The 19225-nt window shown below is 40.2% G+C and carries 22 protein-coding genes; 17 read left to right on the top strand and 5 right to left on the bottom strand.

Annotated features, from left to right (window positions below; genetic code table 11):
* Nucleotides 1-4: 4 nt before the first annotated feature.
* The 6 genes from infC (at nucleotide 5) to F3J02_RS16995 (ending at nucleotide 3687) form a co-directional block, all read left to right on the top strand.
* On the top strand, nucleotides 5-556 hold the full coding sequence (gene infC, locus F3J02_RS17020) for a translation initiation factor IF-3 (RefSeq protein ID WP_081400781.1): 552 nt from the start codon (nucleotides 5-7) through the stop codon (nucleotides 554-556).
* Nucleotides 557-715: 159 nt separating this feature from the next.
* Nucleotides 716-1036: a hypothetical protein gene (locus tag F3J02_RS17015; protein WP_167251179.1), complete on the top strand. Its 321-nt coding sequence runs from the start codon at nucleotides 716-718 to the stop codon at nucleotides 1034-1036.
* Between the two features lie 127 nt (nucleotides 1037-1163).
* Nucleotides 1164-1784, top strand: coding sequence for a glutathione S-transferase N-terminal domain-containing protein (locus F3J02_RS17010; protein ID WP_167251177.1), 621 nt, complete (start codon nucleotides 1164-1166; stop codon nucleotides 1782-1784).
* Nucleotides 1781-2224, top strand: a complete 444-nt coding sequence (locus tag F3J02_RS17005; protein WP_167251174.1) for a hypothetical protein — start codon at nucleotides 1781-1783, stop codon at nucleotides 2222-2224. The genes F3J02_RS17010 and F3J02_RS17005 overlap by 4 nt, the downstream gene beginning before the upstream one ends.
* A gap of 120 nt (nucleotides 2225-2344) precedes the next feature.
* Nucleotides 2345-3196 carry an arylamine N-acetyltransferase family protein gene (locus F3J02_RS17000; protein ID WP_167251173.1) on the top strand — a complete coding sequence of 284 codons (852 nt, stop codon included), beginning with the start codon at nucleotides 2345-2347 and terminating at the stop codon, nucleotides 3194-3196.
* A gap of 65 nt (nucleotides 3197-3261) precedes the next feature.
* Complete coding sequence (locus F3J02_RS16995) at nucleotides 3262-3687, top strand: YqaA family protein (protein ID WP_167251171.1); 426 nt, start codon at nucleotides 3262-3264, stop codon at nucleotides 3685-3687.
* Nucleotides 3688-3720: 33 nt separating this feature from the next.
* Here the strand turns inward: F3J02_RS16995 and F3J02_RS16990 are convergent, their stop codons facing one another.
* Entirely contained in the window at nucleotides 3721-4974 is a 1254-nt protein-coding gene (locus tag F3J02_RS16990; protein WP_167251169.1) for an MFS transporter, read from the bottom strand.
* A 237-nt stretch (nucleotides 4975-5211) separates the two neighbouring features.
* Between F3J02_RS16990 and rpmI the strand changes: the two genes are divergently transcribed.
* The 5 genes from rpmI (at nucleotide 5212) to F3J02_RS16965 (ending at nucleotide 7467) form a co-directional block, all read left to right on the top strand.
* On the top strand, nucleotides 5212-5406 hold the full coding sequence (gene rpmI, locus F3J02_RS16985; protein WP_004804484.1) for a 50S ribosomal protein L35: 195 nt from the start codon (nucleotides 5212-5214) through the stop codon (nucleotides 5404-5406).
* Nucleotides 5407-5417: 11 nt separating this feature from the next.
* Nucleotides 5418-5777 carry a 50S ribosomal protein L20 gene (rplT, locus tag F3J02_RS16980; RefSeq protein WP_004664213.1) on the top strand — a complete coding sequence of 120 codons (360 nt, stop codon included), beginning with the start codon at nucleotides 5418-5420 and terminating at the stop codon, nucleotides 5775-5777.
* Nucleotides 5778-5869: 92 nt separating this feature from the next.
* Complete coding sequence (locus F3J02_RS16975) at nucleotides 5870-6448, top strand: NADAR family protein (RefSeq protein ID WP_167251167.1); 579 nt, start codon at nucleotides 5870-5872, stop codon at nucleotides 6446-6448.
* Nucleotides 6449-6786: 338 nt separating this feature from the next.
* Complete coding sequence (locus tag F3J02_RS16970) at nucleotides 6787-7164, top strand: hypothetical protein (RefSeq protein ID WP_167251165.1); 378 nt, start codon at nucleotides 6787-6789, stop codon at nucleotides 7162-7164.
* Nucleotides 7165-7269: 105 nt separating this feature from the next.
* Nucleotides 7270-7467, top strand: a complete 198-nt coding sequence (locus tag F3J02_RS16965) for a hypothetical protein (protein WP_167251163.1) — start codon at nucleotides 7270-7272, stop codon at nucleotides 7465-7467.
* Between the two features lie 61 nt (nucleotides 7468-7528).
* On the opposite strand, the gene F3J02_RS16960 is transcribed toward F3J02_RS16965, so the two are convergent.
* Nucleotides 7529-8530 (bottom strand): hypothetical protein, encoded by a 1002-nt coding sequence (locus tag F3J02_RS16960; RefSeq protein ID WP_167251161.1) that lies wholly within the window; start codon nucleotides 8528-8530, stop codon nucleotides 7529-7531.
* Nucleotides 8531-8805: 275 nt separating this feature from the next.
* Between F3J02_RS16960 and pheS the strand changes: the two genes are divergently transcribed.
* The 3 genes from pheS to F3J02_RS16945 all read left to right on the top strand — a co-directional run bounded on the left by pheS (nucleotide 8806) and on the right by F3J02_RS16945 (nucleotide 12590).
* Nucleotides 8806-9786, top strand: coding sequence for a phenylalanine--tRNA ligase subunit alpha (pheS, locus tag F3J02_RS16955; RefSeq protein WP_167251160.1), 981 nt, complete (start codon nucleotides 8806-8808; stop codon nucleotides 9784-9786).
* Nucleotides 9787-9915: 129 nt separating this feature from the next.
* On the top strand, nucleotides 9916-12297 hold the full coding sequence (gene pheT / locus F3J02_RS16950; protein ID WP_167251159.1) for a phenylalanine--tRNA ligase subunit beta: 2382 nt from the start codon (nucleotides 9916-9918) through the stop codon (nucleotides 12295-12297).
* Nucleotides 12294-12590 (top strand): integration host factor subunit alpha, encoded by a 297-nt coding sequence (locus F3J02_RS16945; RefSeq protein WP_000126166.1) that lies wholly within the window; start codon nucleotides 12294-12296, stop codon nucleotides 12588-12590. The genes pheT and F3J02_RS16945 overlap by 4 nt, the downstream gene beginning before the upstream one ends.
* Nucleotides 12591-12686: 96 nt before the next feature.
* Here F3J02_RS16945 and F3J02_RS16940 read toward each other — a convergent pair whose 3' ends face one another.
* The 3 genes from F3J02_RS16940 to trxA all read right to left on the bottom strand — a co-directional run bounded on the left by F3J02_RS16940 (nucleotide 12687) and on the right by trxA (nucleotide 15249).
* On the bottom strand, nucleotides 12687-12938 hold the full coding sequence (locus F3J02_RS16940) for a hypothetical protein (protein ID WP_167251158.1): 252 nt from the start codon (nucleotides 12936-12938) through the stop codon (nucleotides 12687-12689).
* A gap of 386 nt (nucleotides 12939-13324) precedes the next feature.
* Entirely contained in the window at nucleotides 13325-14593 is a 1269-nt protein-coding gene (gene rho / locus F3J02_RS16935) for a transcription termination factor Rho (RefSeq protein WP_167251157.1), read from the bottom strand.
* Between the two features lie 329 nt (nucleotides 14594-14922).
* Nucleotides 14923-15249, bottom strand: a complete 327-nt coding sequence (gene trxA / locus F3J02_RS16930; protein ID WP_004804498.1) for a thioredoxin — start codon at nucleotides 15247-15249, stop codon at nucleotides 14923-14925.
* 273 nt (nucleotides 15250-15522) lie between these two features.
* Here trxA and ppx point away from each other — a divergent pair, with 273 nt between their 5' ends.
* From ppx to tilS, 3 genes are read left to right on the top strand one after another with little or no spacing between them, the layout of a single operon-like run.
* Nucleotides 15523-17043, top strand: coding sequence for an exopolyphosphatase (ppx, locus tag F3J02_RS16925; protein WP_167251155.1), 1521 nt, complete (start codon nucleotides 15523-15525; stop codon nucleotides 17041-17043).
* Nucleotides 17044-17071: 28 nt separating this feature from the next.
* The gene (locus F3J02_RS16920; protein WP_005146510.1) at nucleotides 17072-17896 is read left to right on the top strand and encodes an acetyl-CoA carboxylase carboxyltransferase subunit alpha; all 825 of its coding nucleotides are present in this window, start codon (nucleotides 17072-17074) and stop codon (nucleotides 17894-17896) included.
* Entirely contained in the window at nucleotides 17833-19224 is a 1392-nt protein-coding gene (tilS, locus tag F3J02_RS16915; protein WP_167251153.1) for a tRNA lysidine(34) synthetase TilS, read from the top strand. Before F3J02_RS16920 ends, tilS begins: the two co-directional genes overlap by 64 nt.
* The last annotated feature ends 1 nt before the right edge of the window (nucleotide 19225 follow it).

Genomic DNA, 19225 nt, shown 5'->3' with positions numbered 1-19225 from the left:
AAAGATTAAACAGCCTGACCGTAACCAACAACAAGGTGCTAAAAGTAACCGTCCTGCAATTAACGATGAGATCCGTGCGAAAGAAGTACGCCTCGTCGCTGCAGATGGAGAACAAAAAGGTGTTGTTTCATTAAATGAAGCATTGCGTGCTGCAGAAGAAGCTAATCTTGACCTTGTTGAGATTGTGGCGAATGCAGAACCACCTGTTTGTAAAATCATGGACTACAACAAGCACTTATTTGACTTAAAGCAAAAGCAAAAAGATGCGAAGAAAAAACAGCATCAAGTGCAAGTGAAAGAAATCAAATTACGTCCTGCAACGGATGTAGGTGATTACCAAATTAAATTGCGTGCAATTTTACGTTTCCTTGAAGAAGGAAATAAGGTAAAAATCACTTTGCGATTCCGTGGTCGTGAGATGGCACATCAACAGCTTGGTTTGGCTCAATTGCAAAAAATTGAAGCTGACGTTGCTGAGTTTGGCGTTATTGAACAAGCGCCGAAGATGGAAGGTCGTCAAATGGGCATGTTAATTGGTCCGAAAAAGAAAAAGTAATTTTTCTTACAAAAAAGCACCGCACTTAGCGGTGCTTTTTTATGTCTAAAATAATGCATTGTTTCATTCAAAACTTTCTAAGTGTCATCCACAGGCATCCGAATCAAAATATGATAGGGTAGGTTGAAGATTGATACGAATTAAAAATAGGAAAATGACATGTCGACAATTACAGGTACTGAGCAACTCTCTGAAATTAATCAAAAGGTGGTACAGGACGGAGAGGTACTACCGCAAGTCAAATTGAAAGACGGCAGTCGTGTCCAGACGGGGACTGTCGCGACCATGCTGCATAATATTCATTTATATAACGCAGGGGTTCGAGGTACTGTAGAAGAAGAACTGGCTTTAGCTGTGCCCACCTTATTTAAAGTAGGAATGTTTGATTTATTTTCCGTGGAGGAGTGGATCAATGGCAGTAATGCAGGTCGTAAATTTGTAGGTGAAAAAGCCAAAGAATTCTTGGCAAGTCAAGCTTAAGGTTTTGCAAGATTACCTTTGAAAACACAGCTTTATTGTTTCTTTTCGTGCTTATTTGCTGATCGATATGGGCGAAGTGTGCTATAACGCAACAACAGTCAAGATAACGATGAATAGGACAATATAAATGATTGACTTATATTACTGGGGTACACCCAATGGGCATAAAATAACAATTGCCTTAGAGGAAATGGGGCTCGACTACCAGATTTTTCCCATTAATATTTTAGAGAATGATCAGTTTCAACCCGACTTTTTAAAAATCTCTCCCAATAATAAAATTCCAGCGATTGTCGATCAAAATGGCCCACGTGGTGAACCGATTTCTGTGTTTGAGTCTGGTGCAATTTTACAATATTTAGGCCGAAAAACAGGTCTGTTCTATCCGACCGATGAGCAAGAGCGAGTTGAAGTGGAACAATGGCTGATGTGGCAAATGGGTGGTTTTGGTCCGATGTTGGGACAGAATCACCATTTCAATAAGTTTGCTTCTGAACGGATTACTTATGCGATTGATCGTTATGTAAATGAAACCAAACGCCTTTATAATGTTTTAAACAAACAGTTGATTGGTCAGAAGTTTGTGGCAGGTGAATACTCGATTGCGGATATGGCGATCTTACCTTGGGCATTGCGTTACGAATGGCAGAGCATTCAGCTTGAAGACTATCCATATGTGAAAGATTATATTGAACGCTTAACAGCTCGCCCTGCGATACAAAAAGCCTTATCGATCAAAGTTGGATGAATCAAGGGGTTGAGCGAAACAGCTACTTAAAGCATTGGGCGATTGCGATGGGATTGTTGTTGATCACGGCAATTTCATGCAGCCTCATGCAGTATTTTCTTGGAATTGATATTTTCTGGTTTATTGTTTTAGCCTTTATCGGAAGTCTCAGTTTAATTTTTTCATCTTTATTTGCGTGGTTGCAGCTTGAAACTGGAAACTCGTATTTTAGTTCAGGGGTGTTTGTTGGATTTTTAAGTGTATATCTATTGTTATACATTTATCTTGACCTTACTGTGTCTATTGACTGGGCAGCAGTCTCTGCGGGTGAAATGCAGCTGACGTGGTACCAAAAAATGGTCAAGTCTGATCTTACATTTTGGATCGCATTTCTTTTTCCATTCATTTTTTCAGTCGTGCATTTTTCCATTCGATCTCAAGTGGCTAAAAGAAAAAAATAATCCTTGGCCAAGCCATGCTTTCAATCGTGTAAGCCTGACTATTTTATAATTGTGTAATTTTTCATCTAGTCTATACATGTTCAAGCTACGATAATTCAAGTTCATCAAAGATAAAGCATCATGCAAGCAAAAATATCAGCCCTTTATTTAAAAAAGCTTGGTTTTGAAGGAGATTTCTCTCCAACTTTGGCTAATCTAAAAAGCCTATTAAGTCGTCATGTGCAAGCTATTCCTTTTGGTAACTTATCCTCTTTTTTAGGAGAAGAGGTTTCATTAGCGTCAGACTTACTTGTGCAAAAATTATTGATTGAAAATCGTGAAGGCTATTGTCTAGAACACAGTACCCTAACCAGAATTGCCTTAACTGAACTGGGTTATGAGGCATATAACGTACTCGGTCGAGTGTATTATCAAAGCTCGCCTTCCAGTACTCCAGTGAGAACTCATTTGGTCACACTGGTATGTATTGATCAGCAATTTTTTTTGTATGATCCTGGATTTGGAGGGATGACCCCGACCACGGTTTTATCACTTGAGCATATCGGTGAAACACAGCAGACACCACTAGAACCTTTTAGATTTGTTGAAGCTGTACAGAGTGGTTTGGATACGACAGTGCTGACGGAAATGACATATATGCTGCAAGTCTGTATTCATGGTCAATGGGTGGATGTCTATGCAATTAACCCCGAGCAACAAATTTCAGATGCAGATGCTGTAGTTGCAAACTGGTACATTTCGACCTCGCCTGAATCCTTATTTACTCAGTATTTAATGTTATCTACTGCTAATGCAGAGATGCGAATTACCTTAAAAGATCGTATTTTAAGGACGCATGGTAAAGGAAATTCTGACAAGAAAGAGTTAACCAACTTTGATGATTTTGAACAAAGCATTAAAAGCGTTTTTCGGATTGATATTTCGCAACAAAAACTTAACGCGGTTTGGTCGAAATTAGCCTTGAATCCATAGTATTCACACGATATTGTCTGCTCTTGATGATGTGCTGATCCTATTTTGATTGATTTTTTGAATTGATGCCTTATTTTCTATTATTTCTCTCTGCCTTTGGTGCTGCTACCTTATTGCCTTTACAGTCTGAAGCAGTATTGATGGCATTATTGGTACAAGGGCTTTCTAATCCTATTTACCTGATTTTGGTTGCGACGATTGGCAATGTCTTAGGTTCCTGTGTGAACTGGTGGCTTGGGCTAAAAATCGAACACTTTAAAGATAAGAAATGGTTTCCTGTTTCAGAACAACGGTTGTTACAAGCACAGCAGATTTATCATAAATATGGCTTTTATTCTTTATTGCTGAGCTGGACCCCTGTGATAGGTGACCCAATTACTTTAATTGCAGGTTTGATGAAGGAAAATTTCTGGCGATTTCTATTGATTGTCACCATTGCCAAAGGTGGGCGTTATTTGACGTTATATGTATTGTATTTGGGTGTTTTTTAAAATAGGGAAAGGAGAGAGCCTCTCCCCATTGATTTAATGTTCTGAGCCTTTGGTAATATCGACTTTGAATAAATCACTGGTTTTAAACCAGCAATAACTTACTACTGCTAAGGTCATACATCCACCGAGAATTGTTGCACTAATAGTGCCTAAGTATTTGGCAGCCAGACCTGATTCAAAGGCACCCAATTCATTACTCGACGAAACGAACATTCCATTTACTGCTGCAACGCGACCGCGCATATTTTCGGGTGGGAAAATTTGCAACACAGTTTGACGAACCACCACGGAAATACTGTCACAAGCACCTGTCATTGCGAGCGCAAACAGAGACAGCCACATATTGTTTGAGAAAGCGAACAGGATGGTAAAAATACCAAAACCAGCTACAGCCAATAACATATTCCGCCAAGCATGTTGCATTGGAGGGAATTTGGTCAACACGATCATGGTGAGTAGTGCACCGATTGATGGTGCAGCACGTAAATAGCCTAAACCTTCAGGACCAACTTTTAAGATATCTTCTGCAAAAATGGGCAGGAGTGCAATCACGCCACCAAATAACACGGATACTAGATCAAGCGAGATCGCCCATAAAACGATTTTGGTTTTCCAGATAAAACGGAAACCATCAGTCAGGCTTTGCAGTACATTTTCAGTTTCCATTTTTGGGAACGTACGTTGCTGTAAGCAGTTAATGAGAATAAAGCAGATCGACAACAATACTGTAACTGCAAATAGACTATTTTCTCGACCAAGATAAGCCAGCATAAAACCACCTAGCATTGGGCCAATAATGACTCCACTTTGCCAGCCAATCGTGGTCCATGTCGCACCATTGGCATACAGTTCTCGTGGAATCAAAAAAGGCTTGAGTGAAGTTGCTGATGGATTATAGAAGCCGCGAATGGTTCCTAATGCAAAAATGACAGCATAGATGCCCCAAGAGAGGGTGCTAATCCCAATTTTCTCTAAACCATGTAAATGGAACAGTCCCCAAAGGATCAAAGGCAAAGGAATAGAGAAAAATAAGCAGACCTTCATGATGCTCTGTTTATTTAGCTTATCTGCAAAATAACCACCCCATAACGAGAGTGTGATGAATGGGATAGCCTCTGCCAGACCAATGAAACCTAAGGTGAGCGGATCACGAGTAATTTGATAGAGTGAATAAGCGACAATAATTTCCTGAATCAAGATTGCTAGGGTTAAGCAGAATTGATTGAGAGTAACGATAGAGAAATCCCGATACCGCAACGCGGCGAAAGCATCATTCTGTATATTCATATAGATTGAGATTTAAGAATTTGTCATTATTATATGCGCTTATTTTGTGCATATTTCTCATAATTTGAGAATTAATTATGGAAAATAACGTTTGGCGAAAATAATGGAGTTGTTATCAAAAAATGAGCATTTTGCTTTCGTTTTGAATGAAGATGCTTTAGAATATCGGCTCCCTTACCTGCAGGTCGTTTTTGCAATGGTGCAAACGTTCCGAACAGGTGTTCAAAAGAGGTTGTTATGCCTAAGATGAAAACTCGCCGTGGTGCAGCTAAACGCTTCAAAGCGACTGCAAACGGCTTTAAGCGTAAACAAGCGTTCAAACGCCACATTTTGACCAAAAAATCTGCTAAGCGTATCCGTCAATTGCGCGGCTGTGTAATGGTTCACGTAAGTGACGTTGCATCAGTTCGTGCTATGTGCCCATACATCTAAGGAGATTATAAATGGCTCGTGTAAAACGTGGTGTAGTGGCTCATCGTCGTCACAAAAAAATTCTTGCTCGCGCTAAAGGTTACTATGGTGCTCGTTCACGCGTTTACCGTGTAGCGTTCCAAGCGGTAATCAAAGCTGGTCAATACGCTTATCGTGACCGCCGTCAAAAGAAACGTCAATTCCGTGCTTTATGGATTGCGCGTATCAATGCTGGTGCTCGTCTTAACGGTTTGTCTTACAGCCGTATGATCGATGGCTTGAAAAAAGCTCAAGTGATCATCGACCGTCGCGTATTAGCTGACATCGCTATGCATGATGCAGTTGCATTTGCTGCTTTAGCTGAAAAAGCTAAAGGCGCATTAGCTGCATAAGCTTAGAGATTCAAAGAAGGCCGCTTTTTAGCGGTCTTTTTTATTTTTAGTGAATTGGTTTTTTAATAATAGATAATAATCAGAGATAGATGATGCAAGACGAACAATTTTTAAATGATTTAATTCAACAAGTCCAACAAGGCTGCCCATTTAAATATTTATATTTCTGGGGGCATACCCCAAAGCAAACCGATCATGTAGACAAAAGCTGTTTTAGCCAGTGGTTTCCATCGCCATTCAAACAGGATGGTGTTGAATATCTCACAGCGGAACATTATATGATGGCGCAAAAAGCAAAACTCTTTAATGATGATGAGAGATTTAATCAGATTTTGAAGGTCACGCATCCGAATGAAGCAAAACAGTTAGGTCGAAAAGTAAATAACTATGACGAACAACTGTGGCAGGAAAAGCGTTTTGATATCGTGGTACAGGCAAATTTGGCTAAATTCTCACAGCATCCAAAATTAAGAGATTTCTTGATTGCCACGCATGATCGTATTTTGGTTGAAGCATCGCCTGTCGATAAGATTTGGGGGATTGGTATGGCACAAGATCACCAGAATATCCAAGACCCGAGCCAATGGCAGGGATTAAACTTACTTGGTTTTGCACTCATGCAGGTGCGCGCTCAGTTGCTATATGCACAAAATAACAAGGCCGCTTTTTAGCGGTCTTGTTATGCTCTATATTTTACTTTCTGGACCAATCATCAGTGAAATAATTACGCTGAGCGTTATTACCATAAATTTGGCGAATTCATAATGGTTAACCAACCAGAACACCCCGTAAAGTAGCCCGATGACAATAGCTAGAAAGAAGATGAGACAAAGGGTTGAGGAGATCACTGATTTTGGCTTTGCTTCTGTATTGTTATCATTATTAAGTTCAAGATTGGTCTGAGGTTTTTGTTGAAGCGAGTGTGGAGGAATAAAAAATCTTCTTTTACATATGTTTCTTGATAACTATAAGCTAATGATCATAGCTGAAAATATACAGAGGTTAAAACGTGCGTAGACAATATCACTTTAGACAAGTTGGCGAAGATACATATATTTGGGATGTTCATCGCTTGGTTGCATTGACAAATAATTTCGTTGCCAAGAAAGTTGCGCTTGCTGATATTCAAGAACTCAATGAAGCCTATTGGTTTCCAGATCAGTATCCGACCACACAGCAAATCATTGAGCACTTTCAATTGGTGCAAGATGCTGATCTGCATTATCCGATTATTCTATGCGCGCAAGGGCGAGTTATGGATGGTATGCATCGTGTTGCTAAAGCAAGTTTACTAAAGCAAACTGAGATTCTAGCGGTACGATTTGAACAAACCCCTGAACCTGATTTTATCAATATTGATGAAGATGACTTGGATTATGATGAGTAAATCAAGTTGTTGATTGATTTGGAAATTACATAACCCAAACATGTTTAATTAGACTTTTGTTCGGAAATCTTTTTACAGTAAAGAAAACAGCATCAGGATAAAAATATGTTAGTCAGTGTAGAAGGATTGCAGCAAGGTGCATTTGAAACAGAACTGAGTATTGTGCCTAGAAAGGGTGAAACCATCCGAATTTTCTATGGGCCAGACGCTGAAGTTGAGGGTGAAATTGAAAATGTGCATCACATCGTCAATCAACATGATGGTGGGCATAAAGTGATTATAAAAATTAGACCAACTTTTTAATCGATAAAAGTAAAGAAACCTAGACGTTGGGATTTAGGTTTCTTTATGCATAGCGGTATTGTTATAGACCAAAATAATAAGCAACCAGACAGATAACCACCGTAAGAACAATCAATTTAATCACGCCGGATGCGCCAACCTTGTGATGTTGAGTCTTATCAGGATGATGTGGCACTTCCATGGTCCGGTCAATGATTTCTGGCTCCTCTGCTGTCAGTTGGGCAGTCTGATAATGGTTTGCTGTTTTGACGATCAGCTTGGCAAATAAATCATCGGTCTTCTGTGAAAAATTACGTAAATTAATTTGCTCTTCTGGGCTAATCAATTGACCCGTAGCACTGTAAGGATGCTGTCTTTGTTGCTCCAAATAATCAGCCAAAGCTTGGGTGCGATGTAATAAGCGATGTGCGCAATCCGCAGGGTAGTCTGTTGGAATTAATGCAAGCTGTTGTTCTGATAGCACTGTTGGATCAATGTCGTATCCGTAAAATGGAAGGTCTTGTTGTTCTGGTTCTGAAAAATGTTCCGCATATTTACTGTCAAAAAGCTCTTTTTCCAAGAAAATCGCAACCTGATTCCAATTCACTTTCTGTAAGTCAGCATCAATTTTCTTGGTAAACTTATCACTTAACTCATAACGCCAAAGCACCTCTTGGTGGGTTGTACTTTGTTGACTTTGAGGTGTGATAAATTCTTGATCACTGTTATACCATTCAGCCAGTTCATGCCCGCAGATCCAAGCTGTTTTTTTGTTGGCTTGGTGGCTGACAATAAAATGAGCGAAGGGGAGTAACTCAACATTGGCATTTGGGTTTTGTTCGTCATTTAATACGCTTGAGAGGTGTAGGCTGAGTTTCTTCACACCTTGTTTTTTCAAGCCTTCAAGCCAAATCTGGAAATGTTGTGCCAACAGGTGTTGGGAGAGTAAATCCCTAAAAATTAGTCGATTTTGATTAAAAATCGGATGCTCAACCCAGCGGCTAAAATTGAGATCGCCCGCAAGAAATTCATTGCCATAGGTGACAAGTGTAAGCTGTTGTTTCCAGATTTGATTAAGCGCCATCGTTATTCTTTCTCATTGACGAATTCGGATTTATTGATATTTCACAGATGCTTGAAATGTCAATAGACCTTAGTATCTTATACATTTTATTCAATTATTGATTAATTTTTAAGAAAAATTAATCCATCTGCTTCATATTCTTGTTGTTTTATCTTTAAATTAAAACTGAAAAAGTACTCTATTTAAGCCGTCGTTTATCTTCATTAAATAGGTAAAAAGCTGATAAACTATAGCGTTTTATTATATTTCTATATTTTGTTGCTTTGAGAGTTACTATGTCACTGGAAGCCCTGACCACTGAAGCGCTTGCTGCCATTGCAGCGGCTCAAGACCTTGCTGCACTCGATCAAGTCCGTGTGCAATTTACAGGGAAGAAAAGCCAGCTTGCAGAGCAGTCGAAAGCACTTGGAAAAATGGATCCTGAAGAGCGCAAAGTACAAGGTGCTGCGATTCATGCTGTTCGTGAAGCAATCAATACGGCTTTGACTGAACGTCAACAAACATTACAACAAGCTGAGCTTGCAAAAAAATTAGCAAGTGAAACGATTGATATTACTTTACCTGGTCGCGGTCAGCGTATGGGAAGTATTCATCCTGTTACTCAAGTACAAGAACGGATTTGCCAGTTCTTTACTAAAGCTGGCTTCCAAATTGCGTATGGTCCAGAGGTTGAAGATGATTATCATAATTTTGAAGCCTTAAATATTCCGGGTCACCATCCAGCTCGTGCTATGCATGACACCTTCTATTTTGATGCAACACATTTGCTTCGTACTCATACCTCGGGCGTACAAATTCGTACTATGGAAACTAGTCAACCGCCAATTCGTATCGTGTGCCCGGGCCGCGTATATCGTTGTGACTCGGATCAAACGCATTCGCCAATGTTCCATCAGATCGAAGGTTTATACGTTGCAGAAAATACCAGCTTTGCTGAATTAAAAGGTTTATTGATTAACCTACTCAATGAATTTTTTGAAAAAGATTTGAAAGTACGTTTCCGTCCTTCTTATTTCCCATTTACTGAGCCAAGTGCTGAAGTAGATATTATGGATGAGCGTGGTCGTTGGTTAGAAGTTTTAGGTTGTGGCATGGTGCATCCAAATGTACTGCGTGCTTCAGGAATTGATCCTGATAAATACAAAGGCTTTGCTTTTGGTTTAGGGGTAGAGCGTTTTGCAATGTTGCGTTATGGCATCAATGATTTGCGTATGTTCTACCAAAATGACGTGCGTTTTTTACGCCAGTTTGCCTAAAAAGTTTATAGATTATTGATTAAAATCCCCCTAAATCCCCCTTTGTGAAAGGGGGACTTTCACGAATTGATGTTTTGTGTTTCCCCTCTTTGTTAAAGAGGGGTTAGGGGAGATTTAAGGAAGAAACAAATGAAAATTAGTGAAAATTGGTTACGCACGTGGGTGAACCCAGCTATTGATAGCGAAGCACTTACTGATCAATTGACCATGCTAGGTTTAGAAGTTGATGAGTTAGCACCTGTAGCAAAACCATTTACAGGTGTGGTAGTTGGAGAAGTTCTGACCGTTGAACAGCATCCAGATGCCGATCGTTTACGCGTCACCACAATTAATATTGGTTCTGGTGAGCCATTACAAATCGTATGTGGCGCGCCAAATGTTCGTGTCGGCATGAAAGCACCTGTTGCGACGATTGGCGCTGTACTGCCAGGCGATTTTAAAATTAAAAAAGGCAAACTGCGTGGTGTGGAATCACAAGGGATGTTGTGTGGTGCTTCTGAAATTGATTTAGAAGACAAAATTGATGGTTTGTTGGAATTACCTGCTGATGCACCAGTGGGCGCGAATATTCGTGACTATTTAAAGCTTGATGACAATGTCATTGATATCAGTATCACACCAAACCGTGGTGACTGCTTTAGTATTCGTGGAATTGCACGTGAAATCGCAGTGATCAATCAGTTGAAGATGAATGAGCCTGAGATTCAGTCTGTACCTGCATCAATTAATGATGAGAAAACAGTAACGATTAGCACAGAAGGTACGCCACGTTATTTGGGTCGTATTATCAAAAATGTGAATGTTAAAGCGGCAACTCCTGAGTGGATGGAACAAGCTCTCGCACGTTCAGGTATTCGTACACATAGCATTTTGGTCGATATTACCAACTATGTGTTGCTTGAGTTGGGTCAACCAATGCATGCCTTTGATTTGGCAAAAATTGAAGGTTCAATCCAAGTTCGTCAAGCCAAAGCTCAAGAAAAATTGACGCTGTTGAATGATCAAGAAATTGAATTACAAGATGACATGATGGTCATTGCAGATGATCAAAAAGTTTTGGCCATTGCAGGTATTATGGGAGGCTTGGATACTTCTGTAACAGATGATACCCAAGACATCTTCCTTGAAAGTGCATTCTTTGCGCCTTTAGCGATCGCAGGTCGTGCGCGTCGTTTTGGTTTACATACGGATTCATCACAACGTTATGAACGCGGTGTAGATTTTGAATTGCCAATGATTGCCATGCACCGTGCTTCTGAGCTGATTCAAGCCTTTGCTGGTGGTGAGTTTGGTCCAGTAACCGTTGCTGAGCAAGTAGCTTTGTTGCCAAAGCGCGAAGCAATTGAGTTAAAACAAGCGCAAGTAGACCAATTGCTCGGTTATCAAGTGGCAGGTGACTTTATTGCCGATGCTTTGACGCGTCTCGGCTGTGTGGTTGAAACTAAAGCTGAAGGTGAGTGGAGTATCATCCCTCCATCACATCGCTATGATATGGCAATCTATCAAGACTTAATTGAAGAAGTTGCCCGTATTGATGGTTATGACAATATTCAGATTAGTTTGCCGAAAATTGATGCGAAATTAGAGAAATATCAAGACCGTTTTGAAGTTGCGCAACTACGTCAAACCGTTGCAACATTAGGCTATCAAGAAGCGATTAGCTTTAGTTTTGCCGATGCAAAACTTGAGAAGCAATTGAATCCAAATGTACAGCCATTGATGTTGGCGAATCCAATTTCAAGTGATTTGGCTGCAATGCGTAGTACGTTGTTATCAAGTCTGATTCCATGTGTACAGTACAACTTAAATCGCCAACAGCAGCGTGTACGTTTCTTTGAATTAGGTTTACGTTTTGATTATCAGAATGCACAAAGCATTCACGACCTTAAACAGATTCCGACTTTGGCATTGATTGCTGTAGGTTCACGTACACCAGAATCTTGGCATGCAAAACCACAGGCAATGGATTTCTTTGATTTCAAAGGTGAGGTTGAAGAAATTTTAGCAGCTGGACGCATCAGTGTTGAATTTACTCGTACTGAGCGTGCATGGTTACATCCAGGGCAATCTGCAGAGATTTTAGTGAATGGACAATCGATTGGTTATTTAGGTCGCTTGCATCCATCATTGGAAAATGAACTGAATTTGGGCATAACCTGGGTTGCAGAGCTGGATCAACAGGCAGTTTTGCAATCTTATGTATCTAATTTTACAGAATTATCACGTTTTCCATCGGTTAGACGTGATATTGCGCTTTTAATCTCTGATAATATTGAGGTAAGAGATATTCAGCGGTTAATTGAGCAGACTGGTGGTGAGTTACTAGACTCAACATGGTTGTTCGATGTGTATACGGGGCAAGGGGTTGAACAAGGCAAGCGCTCTTTAGCTTTTGCAGTGTTATGGCAACATCCAACTCGTACGCTTGAAGATGCTGAAATTAAATCTGGTATGGATAACATTATTCAAGTGTTGGAAGACACTTACCAAGCGACATTGAGGGCCTCATGACAGCATTAACTAAAGCAGATATGGCGGACCATTTAAGTGAGCTTACTAGCTTAAATCGCCGCGAAGCAAAACAAATGGTCGAATTATTTTTTGACGAAATCAGCCAGGCATTAATTGCGGGTGAACAAGTCAAACTTTCTGGCTTCGGTAATTTCGAGTTACGTGATAAACGTGAACGTCCAGGACGTAATCCAAAGACAGGTGAAGAGATTCCGATTTCTGCACGTCGAGTGGTGACCTTCCGAGCAGGGCAGAAATTTAGACAGCGTGTTGGGAATGAGCAGATCGATTGATCTGCTTTTTTATGCCTAAATTCCATGAGCATGGATAAAACTTAGGCACAAAAAAAGAGAACCGTGAGGTTCTCTTTTTTTTAATCTAAAAATAGATTAGTGTGCAGCAGAAGCTGGAGCAGCTTCAGAAGCAGCAACGTCAGAAGCAGCAGCAGCAACGTCAGAAGCAGCAGCAGCAACGTCAGAAGCAGCAGTTTCAACAGCAGCAGTAGCTTCAGAAGCAGCAGCTACAGCTTCAGAAGCAGCAGCAGTAGCATCAGTAGCAGCAGCTTCTTCTTTCTTAGAGCAACCAACGAAAGCTAAAGTAGTAGCAATAGCAGCAACAACAGCGAATTTTTTGAATAACATGGCATCACTCTCATAAAATTGTGAGATTAAAAAAAACCTGAGCTAGTCTGTTTGTGCTTTTATTATTCCTAAACGCTTTAGGTAACAACGCAGGGAGCAGCCTAACTGGTCTGTAGCTATCCTATCAAAGCAATTCATGAATTACTACTGTTCTGTCCAACAAAACGACAAAAATGGGTAGAATTTGGCTATTTTTTGATAGAAAATAACTATAGATTATATAATTTGAATCGGTAAGTTGAAAAAACAACACATGTTCTTTTAATATAAGTATATAAATCAATAAATTATTTATCGTGATGTTTTTTTGAAGAATATGTAAATATTCTGTAAGTATGTCAACCAAATAAAAAAAGCTACCATTAAGGTAGCTTTTTAGTTGAAATTTAAGTTGATGCCTTTCTTTTCATTTGATCGAAGAAGTCATCATTGGTTTTGGTTTCTTTCATGCGATCCAATAAGAATTCCATCGCTGCAAGTTCATCCATTGGATGTAATAACTTACGTAGAATCCAAACCTTACGAAGATTTTCTTCGCTCATGAGGCGTTCTTCACGGCGAGTACCTGATTTCTTGATATTCATTGCAGGGAATACACGTTTCTCAGCAATACGGCGATCAAGGGTAATCTCTTGGTTACCAGTACCTTTAAACTCTTCGTAGATGACATCATCCATTTTACTGCCTGTTTCAATCAAGGCAGTTGAAATAATGGTAAGTGAACCACCTTCTTCGATATTACGTGCAGCACCAAAGAAGCGTTTAGGACGTTCTAAAGCGTGAGCATCCACACCACCAGTTAATACTTTACCTGATGATGGAATGACCGTGTTGTAAGCACGTGCAAGACGGGTAATTGAGTCAAGTAGAATCACCACATCTTTTTTGTGTTCAACTAGACGTTTCGCTTTTTCAATTACCATTTCAGCAACTTGAACGTGACGGGCTGGTGCTTCATCAAATGTAGATGCAATCACTTCACCACGGACAGTGCGTTCCATTTCTGTTACTTCTTCAGGACGTTCGTCAATGAGAAGCACAATTAGGAAAACTTCTGGGTTATTACGCACAATTGACTGAGCAATGGTTTGTAATAACATTGTTTTACCCGCTTTTGGTGGTGCAACAATAATAGAGCGTTGACCTTTACCGATTGGTGCAATCAGGTCGACTACACGGGAGGTTAAATCTTCTGTTGTACCGTTACCAAGTTCCATAACCAATTGCTCAGTAGGGAATAATGGAGTGAGGTTTTCAAAGAGAATTTTATTACGTGAATTTTCGGGTGTATCGTAGTTAATTTGGTTTACTTTTAATAAAGCAAAATAACGTTCACCTTCTTTTGGCGGACGAATGGTACCTGTAATGGTATCGCCTGTACGGAGGTTGAAACGACGAATCTGTGATGGGCTGACATAGATGTCATCTGGCCCTGCTAAATATGAACCAGCTGCAGAGCGTAAAAAGCCAAAACCATCAGAAAGAATTTCGAGAACGCCATCACCAAAGATTTCTTCGCCATTCATGGCATGGCGTTTTAAAATGGCAAAAATAATATCTTGTTTACGGTTACGTGCCATGCCTTCAAGGCCCATAAACTCCGCAATTTTAATGAGTTCGCCAATGGGTTTTTTCTTGAGTTCAGTTAAGTTCATAAGTGGTCAGACAGAATGGAATAAGTGGAGGACTACGTTAGGGAAAGAATAAAAAATCGACCGCATACATACATGCTGATGTAATTGTATTTACACAACCACGATTCAGTAGTCTGGTTCATTGTTTCAGAGAGAAATGTGAAAACAATTGTTATTGCCGAGCGGCGATCTTATGTTTTGTGTCTTTTAAGAAGCGCAATGAAGTAGATTCCATTCAAAGCTTCTTGATCCAGAAATATAGAGGAAATCAAGCAAATTGTCAATTTTTACTAAGAAATACGCTATTCAATAAGTAGCGTATTTCTCAGATTGACCATTTAACAATTGTATTAGATGTTTTGGTCAATGAATGCTGCAAGTTTTGAACGTGGTGCTGCGCCAACTTGTTGAGCAACAACTTCGCCATTTTTAAACATCAATAATGCTGGAATATTACGAATGTTGTATTTTACAGCAGTATCTTCACATGCAGTCACGTCAACTTTAACGATTTTTACTTTTCCTGCATATTCAGTTGATAGGTCTTCAAGAACAGGTGCAATTGCTTTACAAGGTGCACACCAGCCAGCCCAGAAATCAACAAGTACAGGGGTTTCAGCATCTAAAACATCTGCTTGGAAGTTTGCATCAGTTGTATTAACAATAGTCGCAGACATAAGGTTGCTCCAAATTTAAGAAATAAAGTGCGAATTTAATCATCATCACGATGAATATTACATTGCCGCTTTATTCAATGTAAGGGTTTGTTCTGATTATTCAAGTTTGGAAATGAAAAGTCTAATGGATGCTCACGATGTTGATCATCGACTTCTACAATCATTTATCAAGTAAAAGCGCAAATACAGTACTTTTATTGCTTAAAATGACTTTAAAATTGTAAGCATGTGAATTACTCTAATGCGTGAATTGAGCATGGGTTTATATGAATAATGTCTGATTTTCTGATTGATGAAGAATTACTTGCTGCGATTGATATGGGATCGAATAGTTTCCATCTGGCAATCGCTCGTGTTGATCACGGTGAAGTTAAGAAAGTTGCTTCAATGTCAGAAAAAGTACAGTTAGCAGCTGGGCTTGATGAAAATAAAAATTTAACAGAGGCAGCACAACAACGTGGACTGGCTTGTTTGGCGCGTTTTGTTGGGCGTTTAAGTTCAGTTCAACCTAATCGTTTACGTATTGTAGCGACCAATGCCTTAAGACAAGCAAAAAATGGTCATGAATTTATTCAAAAAGCAGCTGAAATTTTACCAAAACCAATCGAAATTATTGCAGGACGTGAAGAAGCACGTCTGATCTATTTAGGTGTTTCACATACCATGGCCAATGGTGGTCGCCGCTTAGTTGTTGATATCGGTGGTGGCTCAACAGAATTTATTATTGGTGAAGAATTTGAGCCATTGCATACAGAATCTTTGCAAATGGGCTGTGTGGCATTTAGTAAAACTTATTTCCCAGATGGTGAAATTACAAGTAAAGCCTTTGATAAAGCAGTGGTTGCTGCCCGTAAAGAACTCTCTGCGATTGCCAATACCTATAAGTCTGAAGGCTGGGATACGGTTGTTGGTTCAAGTGGAACCATCAAAGCTTGTCGTCAAATTTCAGTTAATTTAGGTTTAAGTGACGAACAAGAGAATCTGACTCGTGACGGTTTATATAAATTAAAAGATCGATTACTTAAATTTAAACATATCACTGAAATTGATTTTGAAGGTCTACGTGAAGACCGTCGAGCAGTTTTGCCAGCTGGTCTTGCCATTTTATATGCGATTTTTGAAGTCTTAGATATCGATAAATTGGCATATTCTGATGGTGCATTACGTGAAGGTGTGATGTACGACTTGCTGGGTCGTTTCAAGCATGAAGATGTTCGTGACCGTAGTGTACAGGCGTTAATGGGGCGCTATAATGCAGATCCCAAGCAAGCTGAACGTGTGGTCAATACGGCACAAGAATTGTTTGATGGTGTTGCTAACGCTTTAAATTTAACGACTGAAGACAGTGACTTACTGCGTCGTGCTGCATATTTGCATGAAATTGGATTGGCAATCAGTCATGGTGGTTATCACCGTCATGGGGCCTATTTATTGCAACATTCAGATATTCCTGGTTTCTCACAAATTGATCAAAATCATCTCTCGCATTTGGTTTCACACCATCGTCGTAAGTTACGTGCAGATGCAAAAAATGACGTTTTAAAGGTTGGCGGTAGCCATTTACTTTATCTTTGTTTATTGCTCCGCCTTGCAGTTTTGCTGAACCATAGTCGTAGTGATCAGATGCTTCCTGCCATTGAACTGAGTGTTGTAAATGATCAACAATGGCAACTCAGCGTTTCTGGCGATGCTAAACAATGGCCTTTATTGGTTGCAGACTTGCATGATGAGCAGGTGCAATTTAAGCATTGGGACATTGAGTTAAATATTCAGTCAGACAAATTTGTTGATTAACCATATTATTATGGACCATTCTTGACTTATGAAAAATAAAGCGACTCAGTCCAAGGCTTGGGCTACGGTTCAAATTGCACGACACCCTGAGCGTCCGCAATTTCTAGATTATGTCAGTGAAATTTTTACTGAATTTGATGCACTTCATGGCGACCGTCTATTTGGTGATGATGGTGCTATGATCGGTGGTTTGGCGCGTTTTGACGGACAACCTGTAATGGTGGTTGGTCAACATCGTGGTCGCAGCACACGTGAAAAGTTACAGCATAACTTTGGGATGTGTAATCCAGAAGGGTATCGTAAATCACAACGGTTACTTGATATGGCGGAACGTTTCAATTTACCTGTGTTCACCTTCGTCGATACCATGGGTGCATATCCGGGTGTAGGGGCTGAAGAACGTGGTCAAGCAGAAGCGATTGCAACCAGCTTGGCACAACTTTCAAGTTTGAAAGTGCCTGTTATTGCGACAATATTGGGTGAAGGCGGTTCAGGTGGTGCGCTCGGTATTGGTGTAGCCGATCGTGTGATTATGCTGTCACATAGTATTTATTCGGTGATTTCACCTGAAGGTTGTGCGTCTATTCTATGGAAAACCGCAGATAAAGCAGCACAAGCGAGTGAAGCACTTTCTTTAACTGCAGATAAACTTCAAGCTTTAGGCATTGTTGAATATGTTGTGGATGAAGGTGACGGTGCGCATTTGCAGCCTGAAAAAGTCATGCATGATTTGAAAGATGTGCTAAAACAGGCTTTAGATGAATTGCAACCGATGGATGCACAAGAACGATGCGACGCACGTTATCAACGTTTAATGAAGTTTGGCAGCAGCAATTTAGGCATCGCGTCTTAGCACAAACTCAGCATTTTTCTGAACAAACTCAATTCTTGATTGGGTGTAGCGGCGGCATGGATTCCATGCTGTTGCTGTTTCTAATGTCTGAACTTTTTCCCACGCAAGCCCGTGCGATTTATGTTGATCATCAACTTCAAGCGATGAGTGCTGAATGGGGCTATGTTGTACAGCAGCAGTCCGATGCCTTAAATATTCCGTGTATTATTCAGCAAGTAGACGTTGCGACAGGTAATTTAGAGCAGCAAGCGCGCCAAGTGCGTTATCAAGCATATCAACAGCATTTACAATCCAATGAAATTCTAGTCTTGGCGCATCATCAGCAGGATCAGGCTGAAACGCTATTATTACGTTTGTTTTCTGGAGCAGGTGTACATGGATTAGCTGCGATGCAGCAAATTGATATCCGTCAAGACATGACCATTTGGCGACCATTTTTAGATTTGAGCCGTGAGCAAATTGAACAATGGTCGAAGCAACTTGGTTTTGACTATGTGACAGACCCAACCAATCACGATACGCACTATGATCGGGCGTGGTGTCGAGAAGAATTATGGGGTGTCTTACAAAAACGCTTCCCAAAGATGCAGGCTGCTGTGACACGAACCAGTTCTCTGATGCAGGATGCTGCGGAAATACTGAATGAAGTGTTGCAGAGGGATTGGAAACAATGTGCGACCGATCGTGTACTTGATCTGATCGAGTTGCAGCAACTCTCGGCTGCACGACAACGTCAATTGTTATCGACTTGGATGAAGGGGGCGGATCAATATCGACCAAGTTATGATATGGTGCAGCGATTGCAGCATGAAGTCATTCTTGCAAAGCCAGATGCGCAGGCAACCTTACATATCAATCAACATTATTTCGTTCGCTATCAGAAAACGTTATATCGTTTAACTCATGATGAGCTATACGCAGAAAAATTATTCTCCTTTTCAGATTCGTTGTCACAACAGTTTGATATGGGCGAAACCATCCATGTTGCGGCTGGACAATTTAAGATTGAACCTCAAACGATTGGTCTTTCTTCACAGCTTTTAGGGCGAGAGTTAACGTTGCTTAAACGACAGGGGGGTGAAATAATTCATCTTTATGGTCGTGTTGGACATTGGCCTCTGAAAAAAGCCATTCAAGAGCTACAGATTTTGCCTTGGTTACGTCATACAATTCAAATATTAGTCGTAGATAATGTTATGCTTGGGGTTTTTAGCCCAAAGGGTTTTTGGTTGGCGCAATCTGATTATTTAGAGCAGGGCGGTTGGCAACCAAGTTTAATTTCTGACTGTAATGACGTTTTTCAGCAGTCTTTTTCGTATGATGAGTAGG

Origin of the sequence: Acinetobacter sp. Tr-809 (assembly GCF_011753255.1) — a bacterium.
Classification (GTDB): domain Bacteria; phylum Pseudomonadota; class Gammaproteobacteria; order Pseudomonadales; family Moraxellaceae; genus Acinetobacter.
Note: the sequence above shows the minus strand (reverse complement) of the source record. Positions and strands in the feature narration are given on the sequence as shown.